Origin of the sequence: Okeania hirsuta (assembly GCF_003838195.1) — a bacterium.
GTDB lineage: Bacteria > Cyanobacteriota > Cyanobacteriia > Cyanobacteriales > Microcoleaceae > Okeania > Okeania hirsuta.
Genome location: NZ_RCBY01000027.1, coordinates 1 through 19,516, shown reverse-complemented (window position 1 = coordinate 19,516; position 19,516 = coordinate 1). Strand labels below are relative to the sequence as shown.

The 19,516-nt window shown below is 36.8% G+C and carries 15 protein-coding genes; 8 read left to right on the top strand and 7 right to left on the bottom strand.

The features are described from left to right. The first annotated feature begins 18 nt into the window (after positions 1-18). Positions 19-1,296 carry a S1 family peptidase gene (locus D5R40_RS07060; protein WP_124154424.1) on the top strand — a complete coding sequence of 426 codons (1,278 nt, stop codon included), beginning with the start codon at positions 19-21 and terminating at the stop codon, positions 1,294-1,296. Positions 1,297-1,568: 272 nt separating this feature from the next. Here D5R40_RS07060 and D5R40_RS40840 read toward each other — a convergent pair whose 3' ends face one another. Next, the gene (locus D5R40_RS40840; protein ID WP_275670344.1) at positions 1,569-1,700 is read right to left on the bottom strand and encodes a hypothetical protein; all 132 of its coding nucleotides are present in this window, start codon (positions 1,698-1,700) and stop codon (positions 1,569-1,571) included. Between the two features lie 138 nt (positions 1,701-1,838). Further along, complete coding sequence (locus tag D5R40_RS07055; RefSeq protein WP_124154423.1) at positions 1,839-3,242, bottom strand: (Fe-S)-binding protein; 1,404 nt, start codon at positions 3,240-3,242, stop codon at positions 1,839-1,841. Between the two features lie 568 nt (positions 3,243-3,810). On the opposite strand from D5R40_RS07055, the gene D5R40_RS07050 reads away from it, so the two are divergent. Beyond that, positions 3,811-5,766: a CHRD domain-containing protein gene (locus D5R40_RS07050; protein ID WP_124154422.1), complete on the top strand. Its 1,956-nt coding sequence runs from the start codon at positions 3,811-3,813 to the stop codon at positions 5,764-5,766. Positions 5,767-5,981: 215 nt separating this feature from the next. Here the strand turns inward: D5R40_RS07050 and D5R40_RS07045 are convergent, their stop codons facing one another. Next, on the bottom strand, positions 5,982-7,319 hold the full coding sequence (locus D5R40_RS07045) for an FAD-binding oxidoreductase (protein ID WP_375339372.1): 1,338 nt from the start codon (positions 7,317-7,319) through the stop codon (positions 5,982-5,984). 422 nt (positions 7,320-7,741) lie between these two features. Between D5R40_RS07045 and D5R40_RS34770 the strand changes: the two genes are divergently transcribed. Further along, entirely contained in the window at positions 7,742-7,915 is a 174-nt protein-coding gene (locus D5R40_RS34770; protein WP_161564468.1) for an EF-hand domain-containing protein, read from the top strand. 112 nt (positions 7,916-8,027) lie between these two features. Here D5R40_RS34770 and D5R40_RS07040 read toward each other — a convergent pair whose 3' ends face one another. After that, a complete protein-coding gene (locus D5R40_RS07040; RefSeq protein ID WP_124144560.1) occupies positions 8,028-8,693 on the bottom strand; it encodes a class I SAM-dependent methyltransferase in 666 nt (221 codons plus the stop codon). Between the two features lie 355 nt (positions 8,694-9,048). Here D5R40_RS07040 and D5R40_RS07035 point away from each other — a divergent pair, with 355 nt between their 5' ends. Next, the gene (locus tag D5R40_RS07035) at positions 9,049-10,947 is read left to right on the top strand and encodes a S9 family peptidase (protein ID WP_124144561.1); all 1,899 of its coding nucleotides are present in this window, start codon (positions 9,049-9,051) and stop codon (positions 10,945-10,947) included. Positions 10,948-11,745: 798 nt separating this feature from the next. Then, positions 11,746-11,871, top strand: coding sequence for a hypothetical protein (locus tag D5R40_RS40835; protein WP_275670345.1), 126 nt, complete (start codon positions 11,746-11,748; stop codon positions 11,869-11,871). A gap of 125 nt (positions 11,872-11,996) precedes the next feature. Here D5R40_RS40835 and D5R40_RS07030 read toward each other — a convergent pair whose 3' ends face one another. Further along, on the bottom strand, positions 11,997-14,048 hold the full coding sequence (locus D5R40_RS07030; RefSeq protein ID WP_124144573.1) for a mechanosensitive ion channel domain-containing protein: 2,052 nt from the start codon (positions 14,046-14,048) through the stop codon (positions 11,997-11,999). A gap of 532 nt (positions 14,049-14,580) precedes the next feature. Between D5R40_RS07030 and D5R40_RS07025 the strand changes: the two genes are divergently transcribed. Continuing rightward, on the top strand, positions 14,581-14,823 hold the full coding sequence (locus D5R40_RS07025) for a hypothetical protein (protein WP_124144574.1): 243 nt from the start codon (positions 14,581-14,583) through the stop codon (positions 14,821-14,823). Here D5R40_RS07025 and D5R40_RS34765 read toward each other — a convergent pair. After that, a complete protein-coding gene (locus D5R40_RS34765) occupies positions 14,801-15,058 on the bottom strand; it encodes a hypothetical protein (protein ID WP_124144575.1) in 258 nt (85 codons plus the stop codon). The genes D5R40_RS07025 and D5R40_RS34765 overlap by 23 nt on opposite strands. 674 nt (positions 15,059-15,732) lie before the next feature. Continuing rightward, positions 15,733-16,803, bottom strand: a complete 1,071-nt coding sequence (gene murG / locus D5R40_RS07015; RefSeq protein WP_124144576.1) for an undecaprenyldiphospho-muramoylpentapeptide beta-N-acetylglucosaminyltransferase — start codon at positions 16,801-16,803, stop codon at positions 15,733-15,735. A 536-nt stretch (positions 16,804-17,339) separates the two neighbouring features. Between murG and D5R40_RS07010 the strand changes: the two genes are divergently transcribed. Both D5R40_RS07010 and D5R40_RS07005 read left to right on the top strand, forming a co-directional pair. Continuing rightward, positions 17,340-18,182, top strand: coding sequence for a DUF8623 domain-containing protein (locus tag D5R40_RS07010; protein ID WP_240038911.1), 843 nt, complete (start codon positions 17,340-17,342; stop codon positions 18,180-18,182). 419 nt (positions 18,183-18,601) lie between these two features. After that, positions 18,602-19,375 carry an SDR family oxidoreductase gene (locus tag D5R40_RS07005; protein WP_124144577.1) on the top strand — a complete coding sequence of 258 codons (774 nt, stop codon included), beginning with the start codon at positions 18,602-18,604 and terminating at the stop codon, positions 19,373-19,375. The last annotated feature ends 141 nt before the right edge of the window (positions 19,376-19,516 follow it).

The following is a 19,516-nucleotide window of genomic DNA, read 5'->3' as shown; positions in this document are numbered from 1 at the left end:
TAGATGCAGGGGGGGCAAATGCTATATTTTTTCATAAAAAAAACTCAAAAATTATCTATTTTTATCGGTGGAATCTTCCTTAGTTGTCTAGCATCAACTCCTGCTGTGGCAGAACTTTCAATAGAGGAAATTAATTCTATAGCTAGACAAACAACTGTATTAATTGCTCCTGCACTAACCCCTGAATTACGACAAGATTTAGAAGAAAATCGTAATAACCCATTACAAAAATCAGGGATTTGGAATCCAGGTTCAGGGGTAATTATTGCTAAAACAGGAAATAAATATTATGTCTTAACTGTAGCTCATAATTTTATACAAAGACACCTTGATAGTAAACAGTATTGGCAGCAGTTGGGAGGTATTCCTTATTATGGAATTAGAACTTATGATGGGAAAGTTCATATTGTTAAAGATGTTAATGACCACCGGGGGTGTCCTCTAAAAGGCAATCCGAAATTAACAGTATTGGTGAGATTTGGCTGTCGTGATCGCTTTATTGCAGGTACAGATATAGTTGAACGCAGCATTGGTACAGATCAAATAAGAGGTGTAGATTTAGCGATCGTCACCTTTAAAAGCACAAACAATTATACAGTTGCTCCTTTAGGAGATCCTAAACAGGTCAATATCAACGATAGAGTATATATTTCCGGTTGGCCTGACCCAGAAAGAGAGCAAGACCCGCAGACAGGTAGATGTCGTAACAGAGTAGCTCGCAGACAACGCCGTTTAGCTTGGGGTTTAGTTAGGGGAAAGATTAACCCTGCTCCTGAGCATCTGGGTTATAGTATTTTTTATACTGATGAAACTGCTGCTGGTATGAGTGGGGGACCTGTGTTTGATAGTAATGGTCGTGTAGTTGGCAGTCATGGGTTAGGTAGTCAGAGTAAACCTTTATGTGGCGGGAGTCTTGAGGCAGGAGGTGAATCTGATTCTAGTTCTGATTCTGATAATGTTTCGAGTGGTGAGAGTCTTGATTTTAATAAGTTGCAAAAGCGTTATAGCAGTGGGCAAAATGTTAATTATTTTGAGAGTTTGCTCAAAGAGTTTGATTTTGATTTGACTTTCAGACGAGAGTTACCTAGACCTGAAGTTATAAAAGCTGGTATCACATACATTAAAAATCTAGAAGTTGCTAGTAGTAGTGGTCAAGTAGAATTTGACGCGAGTGAGGATGTGTTTAATGACCCTAATGATGTTGTTGATGATATTTATAAACTGTATACATTTGAGTTGGAGAATATGATTAGGGATGAACCTTCTGGTGGTCCTGAGAGTATATTGTTAGATTGAGAAGGAATCAGAAGGAAGAAGGAAGAAAGAAGAAGGAAGAAGGGAAATATTACGTTGTCTGAGTTTTACAGCATATTTCAGGTTAATGAGGTACAAGTATGAATGGTAAAGTGCTTGTAGTGCGGACATCTTGCCCGCGTACTGGTGTAGTAAATAGGGCTTGCTGATTAAATATCAAAGCATTGACATATAGAGACAAGTGCCTTTTTAGGTCTTTAAAAAGTATAAGGTTTTCGTTGTAGGCAGCTCAAAAAGTTAGGATTTTGGACTGACTATGGCAGAAAAATCAAGGGATAATTCTTACTACTGCCTCCTCGCTCCCGACCCTTTTCTCCTGTCTCCTGACTCCTACCAAAAGACTTTCCATAAGCAAACCCTAAATACCAAATCCAGTTATCATGCATGACCTTTTTCGCCAATGAGATATGAAATACGCTGGCTTCGGAGTGATATATATGATGACTCAATCACGGCAGCTATGATTTTCTTCTAAAATTCTGTCTACTGTCTCCTGTCTCCTGTCTCCTGACTCCTTCTTCTTCTTATAGCTTAACTCCTCGAATTGAATAATCTAATAACTCTATTGGATGCATTAAAATCATTTTCTTTCCTTGCAATTCTAAATGCTTTTTAATCTGCAAAGAACATCCAGGATTAGCAGAAGCAATTAATTCTGCACCTGTATTCAACAAATTTTCTACTTTTTGTTGCCCCAACTCATCAGCTATTTCCGGTTGCAACATATTATAAACTCCAGCACTACCACAACACAAAGAAGCATCTATTGGTTCGCGCAACTTCACTCCGGGAATTTTTTGTAATAGTTGTCTGGGTTGCAAACTAATTTTTTGACCGTGTAATAAATGACAAGCATCTTGATAAACTATAGTCAATTCTTCCTCTTCAGTTAAAGGAGAAAGTTTAGCTGTTAATTCTACATTTGCTAAAAATTCTTGCACGTCTTTAACATTACTAGAAAACTCTTTTGCTTTGTCAGAATATTCTGAATCATCTTGGAGAATATTGCCGTATTCTTTCAGAGTATGACCGCAACCCGCAGCATTAATAATAATGGCATCAACGCCAGTATTAGCAAAACTATCTATCATTTGTTTTGCCAAAGTATGAGCTTGTTTTGTTTGCCCTTGATGTTCTGGCAAAGCAGCACAACAACCTTGACTTTTAGGAATCACAACTTCGCAACCATTAGCAGTTAAAACTCTAATTGTTGCCTCATTAACTGGTGAGAAAAATATTCTTTGTACACAACCTAAAATCAAACCGACTCGATAACGTTTTTCTCCTTGAGCAGGAATAACAGTAGGATAATTATCCTGGAAAGAATCAGCAGTAATTTCTGGTAAAATAGATTCCATTGCTGCTAATCTGGGGGATATTTTTTTCAGCAGTTCAGTGGCACGAAAAAATTTCTGGAATCCTAATTTTTGATACGCTAATAGAGGGATGAGTAATGGTCGTAATCTCTGAGGATATGGGAAAATATTAAAGATGAGATTGCGAATAAATTTGTCAGGTAATGAACGTTTAATATTTCGTTCTACTTGCGGACGAGTTGCAGCAATTAATTTGTCATATTTAACATTAGATGGGCAAGTAGTTACACAGGCAAGACAACCTAAACAAGTATCAAAATGTTCAGAGGTAGTTTCATTGAGAGGTGCTTCTCCTTTGTTAATAGCATCCATAGCATAAATTCTGCCCCTGGGAGAATCCATTTCTTTACCAATTACCCTATAACTCGGACAAGTTGACAAACAAAATCCACAATGAACGCAAGCATCAATTAATTCTGGTGATGGAGGTTTTTGAGAGTCAAAACTAGGGTGATCTGTTAAAGATTTTAAATGTGGATTTTGCTGTAAAAAGTTGCTTTCTTTAGCAGGAATTTCTCGATTATTTTCGGTGTTTATGTCTTTTATCTGCATATCTTATATTCAAATATTTGTTGATACTAACTTTAATTGATCGTGCTATACATCAATCTTTTTGTCAATCAATAAATAGTAGGTAAGCATTTCCTACGGAATGCTGCGAAACAGGTGTCAGCTTTCAGCCATCAGCTATTAACTTAATTGCCCTTGAAGGAGGAATCAGAGTTGAAAGATTTAACACAATTAAAAGTCCCAAATAAATTAACTACTTGCTCACAACTCAATATTACTCAAATCCTCAAACTACTAATTCCGCCAAAGCTGACAGCTAATGGCTGTTTGCGCAGCATTCCGCCGGAAATGCTTACAATAGTAGAGAGCAATTACTAGCTCACTTGTAAATTTTTATTATAGCATTTAATAATATTTAATAAAACCAACTTGTTGTAGAGAATTTACCTATAAATAATGTAATTTATGAGTATAACTATCTAAATAGGACGAACTGTCATATTTTTTTTGCAAAAAGTAAGAATTATATACCAAAAAAATTTTATATTTAAAAGAAATATGACTATTATAGTTTAGTATTAACCATACTGAAAAATTACAGAGATTAATAATGACTACTTATTTATTTGAAAACTTCTTGGGACTTTCTTTGCCAATGTCAGAACTACAAGAAGTTCCCCCAATAGCAGATAGTCCAGCTTTAGGAAGTTTCAATGCTTTTTTACCAGGAAATACATTACTAATAGAGGGACTCTATGGTGGACTATCAAGCCCTTTATTTCCTGTAGGAGCAGCAGACTCAGAGGAAAACCCTCAAAGCGCAATTCATGTTCATCAGGCTGAAGCAGGTCAAAATGGGGATATTCTTCGCAACTTGACTGTATCAGAATTTGATGATACTACAGGTATATTTCATGGTGCTTTTACTCTCACAAACACAGAAACACAGGCAGCAGAAGCAGACGAGTTGTATATAAATCTGCACACAGAGAATAATCAAAGTGGAGAGCTAAGAGGACAGGTTCTTTTAGACGATCTAGAAGCAATAGTTGGTCTAGGGTTGCCCATGTCAGAAGCTTTTGAAGTACCACCAGTAGCAGATACCCCCGCAGAAGGAATAGTAAATGCCATTCTGACTGGTAATAACCTATTAATACAAGGAACTTTTTCAGACTTATCAAGCGATTTATTCCCGGTTGGAGATGAAGACTCAGCAGGAAATCCTCAGAGCGCCATTCATCTGCATCAGGGATTAGCTAATTCTAATGGTGGAATTATTCGTAACTTCGATGTAATTGATAATGGTGATGGATCGGGTGGATTTTTTGGTGATTTTACTTTAAGTCCCGATGAAATAGTAGCTGCTGAGTCTGGAAATTTGTACGTCAACCTCCATACAGAAAATAATCAGAGTGGAGAATTACGCACCCAAGTTCTGCTCAACGAAATAGACCCAACAGGAAATGATCTAGCAACATTTTTACCGATATCAACCGTTCAAGAAGTCGATCCAGTAGGACCTAGTGACGGTTCAGGAACTTTTTATGCAGTTCTCTCTGGCAATACTCTCAATATATCCGGTGATTTTTCTGTTGTATCAAGTGATTTGTTGAATGTCGGACCCTCCGAGGACTCAGAGGGGAACCCTCAAAGTTCAGTTCACCTTCATTTGGGTGGACTTGGTGAGAATGGCGATATTTTACGCAACTTGACTGTGGTTGAAACTGATGGTGTTGGTGCAGGTTTCTTCTCTGGTAGTTTTACTCTGGATGAAACTGAAGTTGCAGCAGTAGAGTCAGGAGGAGTTTATATTAACCTGCACACAGTAAATAATCCGAGTGGTGAGTTGCGCGGACAGGTGATTTTAGAAGATTTGGATACTGTAATTCCTCTTGATGATGTAGTGTTCAATGGAGACAACCGGGATAACAATATTGATGCAGGTTTTGCTAACGATATAGTAAGAGGTTTTGCTGGAGACGATCGATTAAATGGACTCGCAGGTGACGATCGCGTCATTGGTGGTGATGGTAATGACAACCTGATTGGTGCTAGAGGAAACGATACTCTATTAGGCCAGGATGGTAATGATGTTTTAGAAGGTCGCCCTGGGTTCGATATATTGCTTGGTGGAGACGGTAATGATATTCTCAATGGTGGTCAAGGTCGCGATCGCCTGAATGGTGGTGCTGGAGACGATGAATTGATAGGTGGGGCAAGTATAGACCGATTTATTTTTAACACCAACGAAGAATTTGATTCTCAAGATATAGGTATAGACCAGATTAATGATTTTAATAGTGGGCAAGATAGAATTTTGCTTGACTTGAGAACCTTTACTGCTCTAGATAGTTCTCCTGGTATTGGTTTATCTACAGATGATTTTGCAATTTTCTCTAGTGAAGTTGATGCTGCAACTGCTGAGGCTAAAATTGTTTACAACTCTGCTAGTGGAGCGTTGTATTATAATGCCAACGGTACTGAAGATGGTTTCGGTACTGGCGCTCAATTTGCCACATTAGATGGCAGTCCAGATTTAGTAGCTAATGATTTTCAAGTTAGATAGATAGGAATTGCCACTCTACCTGTACGCTCAGTTGCAACGCACCTTACACCATTCCTGCCTGTTTGATCTGAAAACTAATTCATATCATGTCCGGATAATTAGCGATCAAAAAAACTTTCTCCTCTTTCTTTTTCTTTCTTCCTTCCTGACTTCTGACTCCTCCGTCGTTTATTTATAACTGTTCAACCGGACATGATATCATATTATATTCCCTGTTAAATTCCACCAACAAAAGAATAGGGATTAAAAATATTTTGTGGATCGAATTGTTGTTTAATTCGGCGCATTATCTCAAGACCATTCTGATTATAACCCCAAACATCTAGTTTTTCTTTTATCTCTAATGGTGCTGCTAAAACTGTGATAAATCCACCTTTAGATTCACACCAACGCCTTAATTCTAGAATAGTTTCAGGAGTAACAGAATTAAACTTTAATTCTCCCAAACCACTCCCTGCATGAATTAATCCGAAACCAGTTTCTATGGCCGATCGCTCTAAAGTTTCTACAGCTTCCCTAGGCATAACTCCTATTTTACAAATTATTTCATTTTGCTGAGAATGCCAGATTTGTTGTTTTAATTTTTGCCATAATTCTGCTTCATAATCATGGTAACGGGTGGAATTTAAACCTAAACTATCTCCCACTTTTAATAATTGATTAGATTGCTCTTCAACACTCTCTATTATGCTTTGAAATCTAACCATTAATCCCACACCTTTACCTAAGTCTAATTGTTCTACTAATTTAGTTGAAAGTAAGTCAATAGCAACGGGTGTTAATGCTGAAGATAATAAAGTTTGAGTTGCTTTGGCAATGTTATTTTTTTCTCCTACTAAAACAACGGTACCGGATGCTTGTTGTTGAGGATAAACTCTCAGAGTAACTTGACTAATGATACCTAATGTGCCATAAGAACCTGTAAATAATTTCATTAGGTCGTAACCTGCCACATTTTTAACTACCCGTCCTCCCGCTTTAGCAATTTTTCCATCCGATCGCACAAAACTTATACCCAGTAGCATATCTCGTACACCCCGGTAGCGTTGACGTAGGGAACCTGTATCAGCAGTGGCAATGATACCGCCAATAGTAGCAGTTTCTGAATAAGCAGGGTCGATAGCGAGAAATTGACCTGCTTTTGCTAAGGTTTCCTGTAATTCTGCATATTTCATCCCTGCTTCCACAGTAACAGTTAAGTCACCCACAGCGTGTTCGATGAGATGGTTGAGGCGATCGCTACTGACAACTATTATTCCTTGTTTGTGAGTAGTTCGGTCTACTTTCATTAACCCTCCCCAATGAACTTTGCTACCGTTACCACAAGGTAATATTGCCCAATTATTTTTAGCACAGCAAGTAACTATGGTAGAAAGTTGTGCTTGAGTTTCTGGATAGACGATGCAGTTGATGGTAGTGTCGGGAGCGATCGCCTGTGATATTTGTTGTTTTTTTGTTTGGTCTATATCTTGCCACAAACTAATATTGTCTTTGCGGACAATAGTTTCTAATTCTTGTATGTTAAATGTATTTTCTTGGGAAATCACTATGATTAATTATGAATGGTATTAAGGAACAAGGAACAGGGAACAGAGAACAGGGAATAGGGAATGAATAAAAATTCTAGACTAACCTAAAACTGTACCTCACGCTTCCTGAAATTTGCTGTATATGCTGAACTACTTATTTTTATCATACTTTTAGATTTATATTTATTGCGAACTTCAATTTATTCTTTTTTAAAAAAAGCAAAGAACGAGTTGGTGTTTGACATAGACTGATGATCAACCTTAAACAAAGAAGTGCTTTTCCTACTGTTCCCTGTTCCCTGCTATATAAACTATAAATGTGCAACCCCCCTTTCCCGACTATAGTCTGATATAGTATCAAATTGTTTAACCCCATAGTCTGATAAATCCTGATGGGAATAAGGACAAATCTAGGTTCAATTATTTGAATAAAGGAAAACAAAAATATGCTGACAGAATTACAAACAAAAAAATGGACAGGTCTGTTTCAAGTCTATGATGCCGATCAAAATGGTGTAGTAGAAAAAGACGATTTTGAGGAAATATTCCAGAATCTTGCTAGAGCGGGTAATTTAACTCAGGGAACACCACAAATTATTAGAGATTATCAGAGAAGATGATCTGGTAGGAGTTAGATAGTTAAAGAAAATGTAAGTAAAAAAAACTTTATTTTTACCTATAAAAAATACTTATTTAACTTACTAACTACCCCCTAAAACCGATCGCTTAATACTAAACCTGACGATAAGCAATTACAGCATAAAAAGGGTCGCCTCCTCCTAAACCGAACATCTGTAAAAAACTAGGTACATTTGACTTCTGATAAATTACCTCTACTTGACTAAAACCTGGAATTTCATTAGCACTTTTTACACTGTCAAAATAACGCTTGACTAACTCTACTCTTCCATTTTCCGAACCATCTCGCCAAGCACTAATAGCTTTCTGATAAAACATCCGATTAGAAAAACTAATAATTGCTATTCCGCCAGGTTTCAAAATTCGATAAATTTCATAAAATATAGCATCAGGATATTGCAAATATTGAATAGAAACACAATTAACAACAGCATCAAAATCTTTGTCAGGAAAAGGTAATTTCAAATCCTTGTTTAAATCTTGAACAAAGTAATGATTTAATTGACGATTTTTAGCCAACTCCTCCTCATTCATACCATGACCTTCAACATGAGCAAATTCAATATCTTGTGGTAAGTGAGAAACCCAACTACTCATCATATCTAAAATTCGAGTATGAGGTTTAAGGCGATCGCGATATAAATTTGTCAACCGATCAATAAACCCTTCATCCACATGAGTAACAAATCTAGGGTAAGAATAAAACAGGCGATCGTCAGAGTCGTCTAACTTTGTGCGTTGATTAGCTTGTAGTAACATAAATAGTCAAGGTGGGTTTACACTACATAATATATTTTATCCAAATGTTACGAATTGTAAAGTAAGCGGTACAATAAAAAATGTATAGCAATAGCTAGAACAGTTAGGACAAAGACTGATAATGATCTTTAGGTGTTGCTGAATTGAAGTATGAATGCGCGATTGTTTGGTTCAGGTCCACGCCCCCTAAATCCCCCAAAATTGGGGGACTTTTAGAGTTTTATTCCCCCCAAAATTGGGGGGGCAAAATCATACCCAGAATCAGCAACGCCAATCTTTAGACAGAGAAATGTTTTTCAATCTGTTCCCTGTTGCCTGCTATGCAACTTCAGCAAATCAAATATTCAACCAAAATATGACAACAACAACCGCAGAAAAAATGACAACTAAACTCCCTCCCCTTATTCCCCGTGAAATTTTGTTTGGCAACCCCGAACGTACCAGTCCCAAACTTTCCCCCGATGGCAAATATCTGGCATATATTGCTCCAGATGAAAAAAATGTCTTGCAAATATGGGTACGAACAATAGGTCAAGAAGACGACCGCCAACTTACTGCCGACAAAAAACGGGGCATTCGGATGTATTTCTGGACTTACAACGAAGACCAACTCATATATCTTCAAGATGCTGATGGGGATGAAAATTATCATCTCTATCAAGTTAATATTCAATCAAACATGGTGCGCGACCTCACCCCATTCCAGGGAGTCAAAGCAGAAGTAATAGATTTAGACCATAATTTCCCTGACCAAATATTAGTGGGTCTGAACCTGAAAAATCCCCAAACTTTCGATGTTTACCGCATCAACCTCAATAATGGTGCAGTAGAATTTGACACCCATAACCCAGGTAATATTGTTGGTTGGACTGCTGATGCAAAATTCCAAATCCTGGCTGCAGCAACCATCACAGAGGATGGAGGTTCGGATTTACTGTATCGCGAAACCACAGAAAAATCTTGGGAAACTATCCGTCACTGGGGGCCAGATGAAGATGGAGGCCCGAGTTTCTTCTCCAATGATGGCAAAACTCTCTATATATCAGCTAACCATGATGCTAATGCTATACGTTTACTTGCTCTCGATCTTGCCACTCGCGAAGAAAAAGTAATTGCTGAAGACTCCCAATATGACATTAGTGGCAGTTTAACTCATCCTATTACTCGTGCCATTGAAGCAGTGGGTTTCTACAAAGATAAATTAGAATGGCAGATTCTAGATGATAGCATTGCTGCAGATTTTGAATTTCTCAAGCAAGCGCACAAAGGCGAGTTTCGCATCGTTAGTCGTACCCTCGAAGACAATAACTGGTTGGTAGCTTATTTTACTGATGACGGACCTGTTTATTATCATACTTACGACCGCACTGCTAAAACTATAACTTTTCTCTTTAGCAACCAACCCCAACTCGAAGGTTTACAGTTGGCACCAATGGAACCCATTTCCTACGCTGCTAGGGATGGTCTAACTATTCATGGTTATCTGACTAAACCTGTAGGTGTTCCAACTCCAGCACCAGCAGTGCTTTTAGTTCATGGGGGACCATGGGCGCGGGATACCTGGGGTTATAGATCACAAACTCAGTGGTTAGCTAACCGAGGTTATGTGGTTTTGCAAATTAATTTCCGGGGTTCGACTGGTTACGGTAAAGATTTTCTCAATGCTGGTAACCGGGAATGGGGAGCGAAAATGCACGACGATCTAATTGATGGAGTTAACTGGTTAGTAGAAAAGGGTATTGCTGACAAGGATAAAGTTGCTATCATGGGTGGTTCTTATGGTGGTTATGCAACATTAGCAGGGTTGACTTTTACCCCGGAAGTGTTTGCTGCTGGTGTGGATATTGTCGGACCGAGTAATTTGATCACTTTAATGCAAACTATCCCTCCTTATTGGGAACCTTTGAAGAAAGTCTTTTTCCATCGTGTGGGAAATTTGGAAACTGAAGCAGAATTTTTGAAGTCGCGATCGCCTCTGTTTTTTGTCGATAAAATTGAGAAACCTTTATTAATAGGTCAAGGAGCAAATGACCCACGGGTGAAAGAGTCAGAAAGTACGCAAATTGTTAAGGCAATGGAAGACGCGGGTAAACCGATCGAATATGTGCTATATACAGATGAAGGACATGGTTTTGCTCGTCCAGAAAACCGTTTACATTTTTACGCGATCGCCGAGGAATTTTTAGCAAAATATCTGGGTGGAATATTTGAACCAGTAGGGAATATAGAAGGTCACTCTGGTGTAGTTCGTTAGAGCGGGGGAGTAGGGGAGTAGGGGAGCAAATTCCTTGGATAAGAGGTACAGAGATTAACAATTTAACGTTTGTAGTGCGGGCATCTTGCCCGCGATGGGTGCACCTCATATAGCAATGTGCGCTGGCATATTTAGGGCTTGCTGATTAAATATCAAAGCATTGACTGATATTGGTTTGCTGCCTTTTTTTGTCTTGAAAAAGTGCAAGCTTTTCGGTCTAGGGAGCTCATGCATGCTAGTATTTTGGGATGATTATGGCAGAAAAATAAAGGGACAATTTTTACTACTACCTCCTCGCTCATCCCCATTTCTCCTGTCTCCTGTCTCCTGTCTCCTGTCTCCTACCCCCACCAACAGACTTTCCATAAGCAAACCCTATTTACAAATTACAAGAGGTGTCCAATAGCTAAAAGCCTTATATTATCGGTTTTTTATTCCCCCTTCCGGAGCTGTTGTCTGTTGCCTCTCTTGGTGCGCATTCCCTTGCGACTGGCGTCGTCGCGGGGTCGCACCGCTGTTGCCTGTTGCCTGCGCACAGTGCTATAACTTCGGAAACTGCTGTAATACCAATTTGAAAAAAGAATGTTACGAATAATAAGTGCGATAAAAAGATTTTGCAGGAAATTTCTCTTTGACGAAAAAGAGAATTTACGACCTAAAAACTGGTATTGAAGCAATTCCCATACGACTCCTGACTCCTGACTCCTGACTCCTAAGAAATAGCCTAACTATTTGTAGCAAACATTTATCAAATTGGTATAAATACATCCTCTTTCTTTGGTAGTCCTGCGGAGCGTAATGGTATACAGCAAAAAAATACCAGGTACGGGAGCAAAAGGAATACCTGAAACGGGAGCAAGATGCACCACTACCCAACAGTTTAAAACTCAGGCAACACCAGATTTTTCCTTCTGTGCTAGATAACTAAAGCCTTCTTCCTTCTTCCTTCTTCCTTCTTTCTTCTCCTCTTCTTCCCTCCTGACTCGGTAACTTCCCCTCCACCGGAGGGGGAGGGGTTAGGGGTGGGTTGACTCCTGACTCCTGATTAACTATTCTTCTTCATAAAAACTATAAAAAAGATATTCATTTTTAAAACCATGTCTATCTAAGACATGATGAATTAACCCACGATCAATTAATAATTGACCAATCGAAATTGCTTCTTGTAAATTCAAATTTTGAGTCCTCATTAACCATTTTACTGCCTCAGAACCAACAAAACATTTTGGGTAAATACCCCACCGATGTCGGCGGTCTTTTATTGCTACTCCATGAGAACCACGCATTTCCTGAATCAAGGTATCTATATCTATATTATTAAGAATTTCACTGTCGATATTATTGATGGTTGATACAGTTAAATTATCCTCTTCATCTAGCTCTAAATCAGAAATTTTTCTTTCCAGTTTATGTACAAAACTATCAGGATAATAAAGTTCTACAGATTGGGTAGTATTTTTCTGAATCCAAGTCTGAATCATTTGCTCTATTTCTGGAGATTTTAAATGCAAATCTCGCTGAGGAAAAGGAATTTCAATTCCATATTTTCTTAGACTTACTTCAATACGATAATTTAGTTCACTTTTGAGCTTATGTTTTTTCTGAGGTTCTCTAATCCAAACAAGCAAATCAAAGTTTAGAGAACTATCACCAAATTCTTGAAACCATAGTTGCGGTGATGGATTTAATAATACTTCGGGATGACTTTTAGCTACTTCTAAAATAGCTTTTCTAACTAACCTAATTTCAGAACCATAGGCAACTCCTATGGGAACTTTTACCCGAGAAATCGGATTATTATGACTCCAATTTAAAACTTCATTTTCTAGAAAACGAGAGTTAGGAACAATTAAAGAAATCTTGTCTAAAGTAGTAATGTAAGTGCTGCGTAAACCAATCCGTTTAACAATACCTTCTAAATTTCCAACTTGAATAAAATCACCCACTTGAATAGGCCGCTCAAAAATTAGAATAATGCCACTCATAAAATTGTTAGCAATATTCTGTAGACCAAAACCGATACCTACACCAAGGACACTAGCAATAATTGCTAAAGAACTAACATCTACCCCCCAAAGTTGCAGAATAATTAGTATACCTAAGAAAATTAAGCCATATTGAACTAAGAAACTAATTGTATCTTGAATGCTCTGCTCTGCTCCTGTTAAGCCAATAATTTTACTTCTGAAGATGCTAATAAAATATCCTACTCCTTTCCACATTGCAATGGTTAATCCGACTAAAAACATTATGTCTAAAATGGAAAAACCTTTGTTACCTAGATTAAAAATAGTAGAAGTAAAGCTCTCTTTTAAAATATTTAATACTTTGTCGCGATAGTTGCTAAGAAATGGTATTAAATCGGTTATATAGAGGACAACTACTATCCAGACTATGACTCTAACAGCAATTCCAGTTAATGGCAAAAGTGTAGGGAAATAATTGACAAGTTTAGGATATCTTTCCTCAAATAAATTGCTAATTTTGAATTCAAAAAAACCATAAGATAACTGTAGAGTAAAAGCAGTTAAAATTAGAATAATACTGATGATTAATACTTGGAAAATATAACGTGGCTGACGTTCTGTTTGAGCTAATTCCAAAGCTTCTTCAATTCTATATTTCCAGATTACTGCTTGCTCTTCTATCTTCATTCTTCCTTTGACATCTGTCGCAGTTACTGTGAGTAGATATTTACTATTAACACCCAGAATTGTTTCTTCATTTTTCTGGTCTATATCTACCTCTATAGATTCACCTGAGCTTAAGATATTTTCTAATGTTGAACTGATGATTTCAGCTCGTTTAGTAGCTGTCAAATTTTTATCATCATTACCTGATACTTTAAATAATATTTTACCATTAAGTACTACTGGAGCTGTTTTGAAATTATTATTAGTAGCAGTAGATTGCCCCCAAGCTGGTACTATGAAAAATAATAAAGGTAGCAAAAAAGCAATTATTAATATTTGAATAATTTGTCTTTGAGCTATTTTTCTCCTTAGTGGAAAAATCAAACTATTCTTTGTTGCTAGAGAGCAATTTGTTCGTTCACATCTTGCTACTTTTCTCAACTTTAGCCATAAATATTCATACCACATAGCAACCTTTTAAAACCTCAATGAACATTTAATTATCGACTGATTTGCTGTGGAAAAATTGACGCACTAAATTTGTTAACTTATTGGTACTTTCTATTACTGCTAAATTTTGTTCTAGCAGATTTACAGCGCTTTTGCCGCTAACGCCCCTACTGTGGTCTACTGAAATGAAAACCGCTGTAAGTTTTTTTATTAGGACTTACTAATTTTTTAATTTTAATATGAAATACTAAAAATTATGTTATTTAATACTCTCCTTATCTCCCTTACTAATTATTGATATCAAAACAACTTTTGCAAGAGATTATAGTTGTAACTTACTATCATATAAGCTTTTGGCTAAGTTCTCTGAATGGTATAATTATTGTTTGAAAAACGCAGAAGGCATAAGGGAAAATTGCTTATGGATAGTCTTCGACACACCACTCCCTGTCTTATAACCCCAAACAATTTTAAGCATCACCGTTGACGGTGGAGTATTAAACCCGCCACAGAAAAGATAATATCATGAACTTTAAAGTAATGAGGAAAAATGAAATTATTACTCAAGCAAACTAGAGCTACTATTCGTAAATCCCTAGGAGTTATTCGTAAGGGTTTATCGTTTGGAGAAATTTTAGATAATAAAGCTTTGATTGGAACTCACCACAAAACAGGTACTGTTTGGATGTTAACTATATTCAGTGCTATTGGTTCTGATTATGACTTAAAATTTTGCCGGGAGAAAAATAAGGCAGCTCTTAGGGGTTCATCTAAGAACTTTGGGCATTGGTGAAAATAGGTATGACATTTGTCCGGATCAGAGCGCAATAGAACTCTATTCCGCTTACGCGACCAAAAAACTTTCTCCTTCTACTCGGGGTTTGTTCTTCTTTCTTCCCTCCTGACTCGTGAATTCTGACCTCCTGGGAGGAGTTAGGGGTGGGTTGACTCCTAAGTAATGCGCGATTAATATCATACACGCTATTCAGCAACGCCGAACTTTGATATTTTTCTTGACGATCATTCAAAGTTTGATTTTGACATACTTTCTAATTACAAAGGATTACATATTATCAGAGACCCAAGAGATGTAATTGTTTCTACTTGTTTCTATCATACAAAATCATCAGAAAAATTGTTACATATTAACAGAAAATATTTTTGTGGATTGACTTATATCATGTCCGGTTGAACAGTTATAAATAAATAACGACGGAGTCCTCAGGAGTCAGGAGTCAGGAGTCAGGAGGGAAGAAAGAAGAAGGAAGAAGAAGAACTGGAGTTGAAGGAGAAAGTTTTTTATCACTAATTAGCCGGACATGATATTACCAGGAAAAACTAAATTATTATTCATCCTGTGATGATCAATTGATATTTGAAATGGAGAATGCAACTAGGAATGTAATTGAAGATATCAAGTGTTAGAATTATGATAATCCTGACTTTATAGAGAGAAAATATGAGGATTTAATTCCAGATACTAACCTAACTTTATTCAGAGATTTTTTTCAGTTTCTATGGTTCAAGGAAAGAATTATTCCTAGTCTATTCAGAATAGCCTAAAGAAAAAGTTTTTTTCTGGACGGGTTTCAAACAATAAGCATATCAGAACGGGAAAAAAACAGCAGTGGAAAGAATATTTTAAGCCCATTCACGAAGCAAAAATTTTCGATCTATTTGATGATGTTTTACTCAAACTAAATTATGAGTAATCATTCAATAATTTATCGACTAAATTTGCTAATCTCTTAGCACTATCATTTACTGCTAATTTTTCCGAACCCTGATTCATTTTTTCCAGTTTTTCTGGTGAATTTAATAACTCCAAAACTACTGTTTCAAGTTTTTCAGAAGTTAATTCTGATTGAGGAAAAACTATTGCCGCTTCCTGATTTGCAAATACATTAGCATTATAAACTTGATGATTATCAGCAGCATAAGGATAAGGAATTAAAATAGAAGGTGTATGAGTAACTGCTAACTCTGTTAAAGTACCCGCCCCTGCTCTACCAATCACTAAATTTGCCCGCTGAAATAAACCAGCCATATTATTATAAAATGTCATAGGAAAATATTGGGGATGTTCTACACTAAAAGCATCTCGGTCATTTTCCCCAGTTTGGTGAATAATCCAAGCACCAGCATCAACCCATGCAGGAACACATTCTCTCACTAATTGGTTAACCGAAACTGCTCCTTGAGAACCCCCAACAACTGCAATCACAGGGACATTTTCTGGAATAGGTATATCTAACACTTGAGGAGACAAAAATTGCTCTCTGACAGGAGTACCTACATAAACCGTCTTACCATTAGGGAGATATTTTGCTCCTTCCTCAAAACCCAATGCCACTACATTACATAAACTACTAAACCAGCGCGTCACCTTCCCAGGCAAAACATTAGACTCATGGAGAATAACTGGTAAACCCAAGGAACGAGCAGCAATAATGGCCGGAGCAGCAATATAACCGCCAGTGGTAAACAATCCTTGAAAGTTTCCCTGCTTAAGTATATGTCTTACCTTTAGAATAGAGCCAATAAGTCCACTCAAAATTTTTAAAGTCCCCAGGCCCAATTTCTGCTGAAAACCTTCAACTGATATAGTATGGAGAGGATACTGGGATGGGACTAACTTAGTTTCTAAACGATTAGGTACTCCTAACCATTCGATCTGATAATCCTTTAATTCCTTAGCAGTGGCGATCGCTGGAAATAAATGTCCGCCAGTACCACTGGCCGCGATTAACAATTTAATTGGTGTATTGGTCAAGGTTTCTTTACTCCCTGGTATAACAATGAAATAAGTCAAAAATTTCAAATCAAAAGGCCAAAGTTTAAGAGAAATTGATAATTTGTGTATTTTAATTTATCTATAGCAGGGATCAGGGAACAGTGGTAAAAGCTTTTCTCTGTCTCAGGTTTATCATCAACATAAGTTCTAATCAACTTGTTTCTTACTATAATTTTCAGTTTTGCAGAAGGTCTAATATTTCATAATTAGTCTTTAACGCAGTAACATTAGGCAAAAATCAAACCTATCAAAATAATTGGGTCTAAAACCCCGCCTTTTAAGGCGAAATATTTTTGGAGCGAAGCTCAAATCCCCGTTATAGCAATGAGCGCTCAAGTATTTACAATGTCCAGCTCAAAGTGCAGTAAGCGAAAAGGTGTACAAAAAATAATGTGTAAATATGCCAGCGCACATTGCTATACAAAAATAACTTCTGACTTCTGACTTTGTTAAGGCCATATAATTCGATTCTGACAACCAACAAATCTTTAACTAACAACTTTTATAAGTTAAAAATGATTATTTCTCAAATCATATTTCGTACCCAAAGCAAATTTTTGATTAAATTTCATAAATTATCAACAACATTATTTAGTTCTTTATTACTAGGTTTAACTGTTTCTTCTGGAATAGTTTTATCTCCTAATTTTACTTTAGCTCAAGATAGAGATAAAACCCCTGATGAACTGACCGAAATTTTGAAAAAAATAGACCGAGCTGCCAGTCGTCAAGACTTAGAAGATGTAATGGATTTCTATAGTAATGATTTTACTAACTCTGATGGTTTAAATCGGGAAAGTTTGTCAGAAGCTTTATCTAAATTCTGGCAACTTTATCAATCAGTTAAATATCGTACTGAAGTAAAATCCTGGGAAATAGATGGCGATGCAATTGTGGCTGAAACTGTTACTTATATTACTGGTGTTCAGCAAATGAACAATAGAAATATAAGATTAAAGTCTACTATTACTTCTCAACAACGTTATGAAGATAAAAAAATTGTTGAACAAGAAATTTTAGCCGAGCGTAATCAACTGACATCCGGCAAAAATCCACCTACTATTAATGTTAATTTACCACTAGAAGTAGAAGTAGGTAAAAAGTATAACTTTGATGTGATTGTTGCAGAACCTTTGGGCGAACAAATTATGTTAGGAGCTGCTTGGGAAGAACCAATTAATGAAAATTCTTACGATCTTGAACCTGCTAATTTTCAATTAGAACTATTGCCTTCTGGGGGAATTTTTAAAATTGGTGAGGTCATAGAAAATTCTCAGGATCAATGGTTATCAGCAGTTTTGATGCGAAAAGGAGGTATTACTATTAGTACCTATCGTTTAAGAGTTTTGGATAAGTGATGATTTATCTAAGGAGTCAGGAGTCAGGATTCAGGAGTCAGGAGGGAAGAAAGAAGAAGAAAGAATAAAAAGGAGGAAAAGGAGAAAGTTTTTTGATCACTAATTATCCGGACATGATATAATATTGCTTTATAGCAGCCGAAGGAAAGGTTAGGACAGTTCAAAAGTTTAAAACTCAGATAACGTAAGACTTTTCCTTCTTTATTCTTCTTTCTTCCTTCTGCTATACTGCTTACCGTATAAAACCTTCTTCAACAAACAGCAAAATAGATATCTCCAAAAATCAAAAATAAAATCAATTATCGTACATAAATTATCAATTATTTCCCCCTATTCCCTATTCCCTCTTCCCTCTTTTATGGAGATGTCTAATAGTGTAAATAATTAAATCAAACTGGTAAATCTATAGAATAGTAAATATGATTTCTGTTGAGGATAAAATAGTCTTAATTACAGGTGCTAGTAGTGGTATTGGAGAGTCTTGTGCAAATGTATTTGCTCAAGCAGGTGCAAATCTAATTTTGGCTGCTCGTCGCCAAGAAAAACTAGAAAAACTTGCTGATGAATTAACTAAAAAATTTCAGTGTAAAACTTATTTATTAAAGCTAGATGTACGCGATCGCCTAGCAGTAGAATCAGCAATAAATTCTTTGCCTGACCCTTGGAAAAATATTGAGATTTTGATTAATAATGCTGGTTTAAGTCGCGGTTTAGATAAACTCCATGTTGGGGACTTCAACGATTGGGAAGAAATGATTGATACTAATGTTAAAGGATTACTATATATGACTCGCTATGTGGTGCCAGGAATGGTTAATCGCGGGGAGGGTCATGTAGTTAATATTGGTTCTATTGCTGGTCGTGGTGCTTATCCCGGAGGTAATGTTTATTGTGCTTCAAAGGCTGCTGTTAGAGCAATTTCTGAGGGGTTAAAACAGGATTTATTAGGAACTCCCGTGCGAGTCACTGAAATTCAACCAGGTTTAGTAGAAACAGAATTTAGTAATGTCCGATTCCATGGGGACACAGAAAAGGCTAAGAATGTTTACAAAGACTTGACACCATTAACCGGAGATGATATAGGAGATTTAGTATTTTTCTGCGTTACGCGATCGCCCCACGTCAATATCAGCGAACTATTAGTAGTACCCACAGATCAGGCTAATGCAACAATGGTTCATCGACATCAATAGGACGATCGAGAAATATAGAAAATTTTTCAGAATTTTCCAGAATGCTTCAATTACCTTGAGAAATAAATGGTAGATGCACCCTGATAGATAACCTCCGCCGTAATTGGTGGAGGTTTTTTTTGACAATAAAACAATAGAAAA

Bases quoted from the DNA above. Each gene is read 5' to 3' on its own strand.
- D5R40_RS07060 (WP_124154424.1), top strand. From the start codon at position 19: ATGCTATATTTTTTCATAAAAAAAACTCAAAAATTATCTATTTTTATC.
- D5R40_RS40840 (WP_275670344.1), bottom strand. From the start codon at position 1,700: ATGCATGATAACTGGATTTGGTATTTAGGGTTTGCTTATGGAAAGTCT.
- D5R40_RS07055 (WP_124154423.1), bottom strand. From the start codon at position 3,242: ATGCAGATAAAAGACATAAACACCGAAAATAATCGAGAAATTCCTGCT.
- D5R40_RS07050 (WP_124154422.1), top strand. From the start codon at position 3,811: ATGACTACTTATTTATTTGAAAACTTCTTGGGACTTTCTTTGCCAATG.
- D5R40_RS34770 (WP_161564468.1), top strand. From the start codon at position 7,742: ATGCTGACAGAATTACAAACAAAAAAATGGACAGGTCTGTTTCAAGTC.
- D5R40_RS07040 (WP_124144560.1), bottom strand. From the start codon at position 8,693: ATGTTACTACAAGCTAATCAACGCACAAAGTTAGACGACTCTGACGAT.
- D5R40_RS07035 (WP_124144561.1), top strand. From the start codon at position 9,049: ATGACAACAACAACCGCAGAAAAAATGACAACTAAACTCCCTCCCCTT.
- D5R40_RS40835 (WP_275670345.1), top strand. From the start codon at position 11,746: ATGGTATACAGCAAAAAAATACCAGGTACGGGAGCAAAAGGAATACCT.
- D5R40_RS07030 (WP_124144573.1), bottom strand. From the start codon at position 14,048: ATGTGGTATGAATATTTATGGCTAAAGTTGAGAAAAGTAGCAAGATGT.
- D5R40_RS07025 (WP_124144574.1), top strand. From the start codon at position 14,581: ATGAAATTATTACTCAAGCAAACTAGAGCTACTATTCGTAAATCCCTA.
- D5R40_RS07010 (WP_240038911.1), top strand. From the start codon at position 17,340: ATGATTATTTCTCAAATCATATTTCGTACCCAAAGCAAATTTTTGATT.
- D5R40_RS07005 (WP_124144577.1), top strand. From the start codon at position 18,602: ATGATTTCTGTTGAGGATAAAATAGTCTTAATTACAGGTGCTAGTAGT.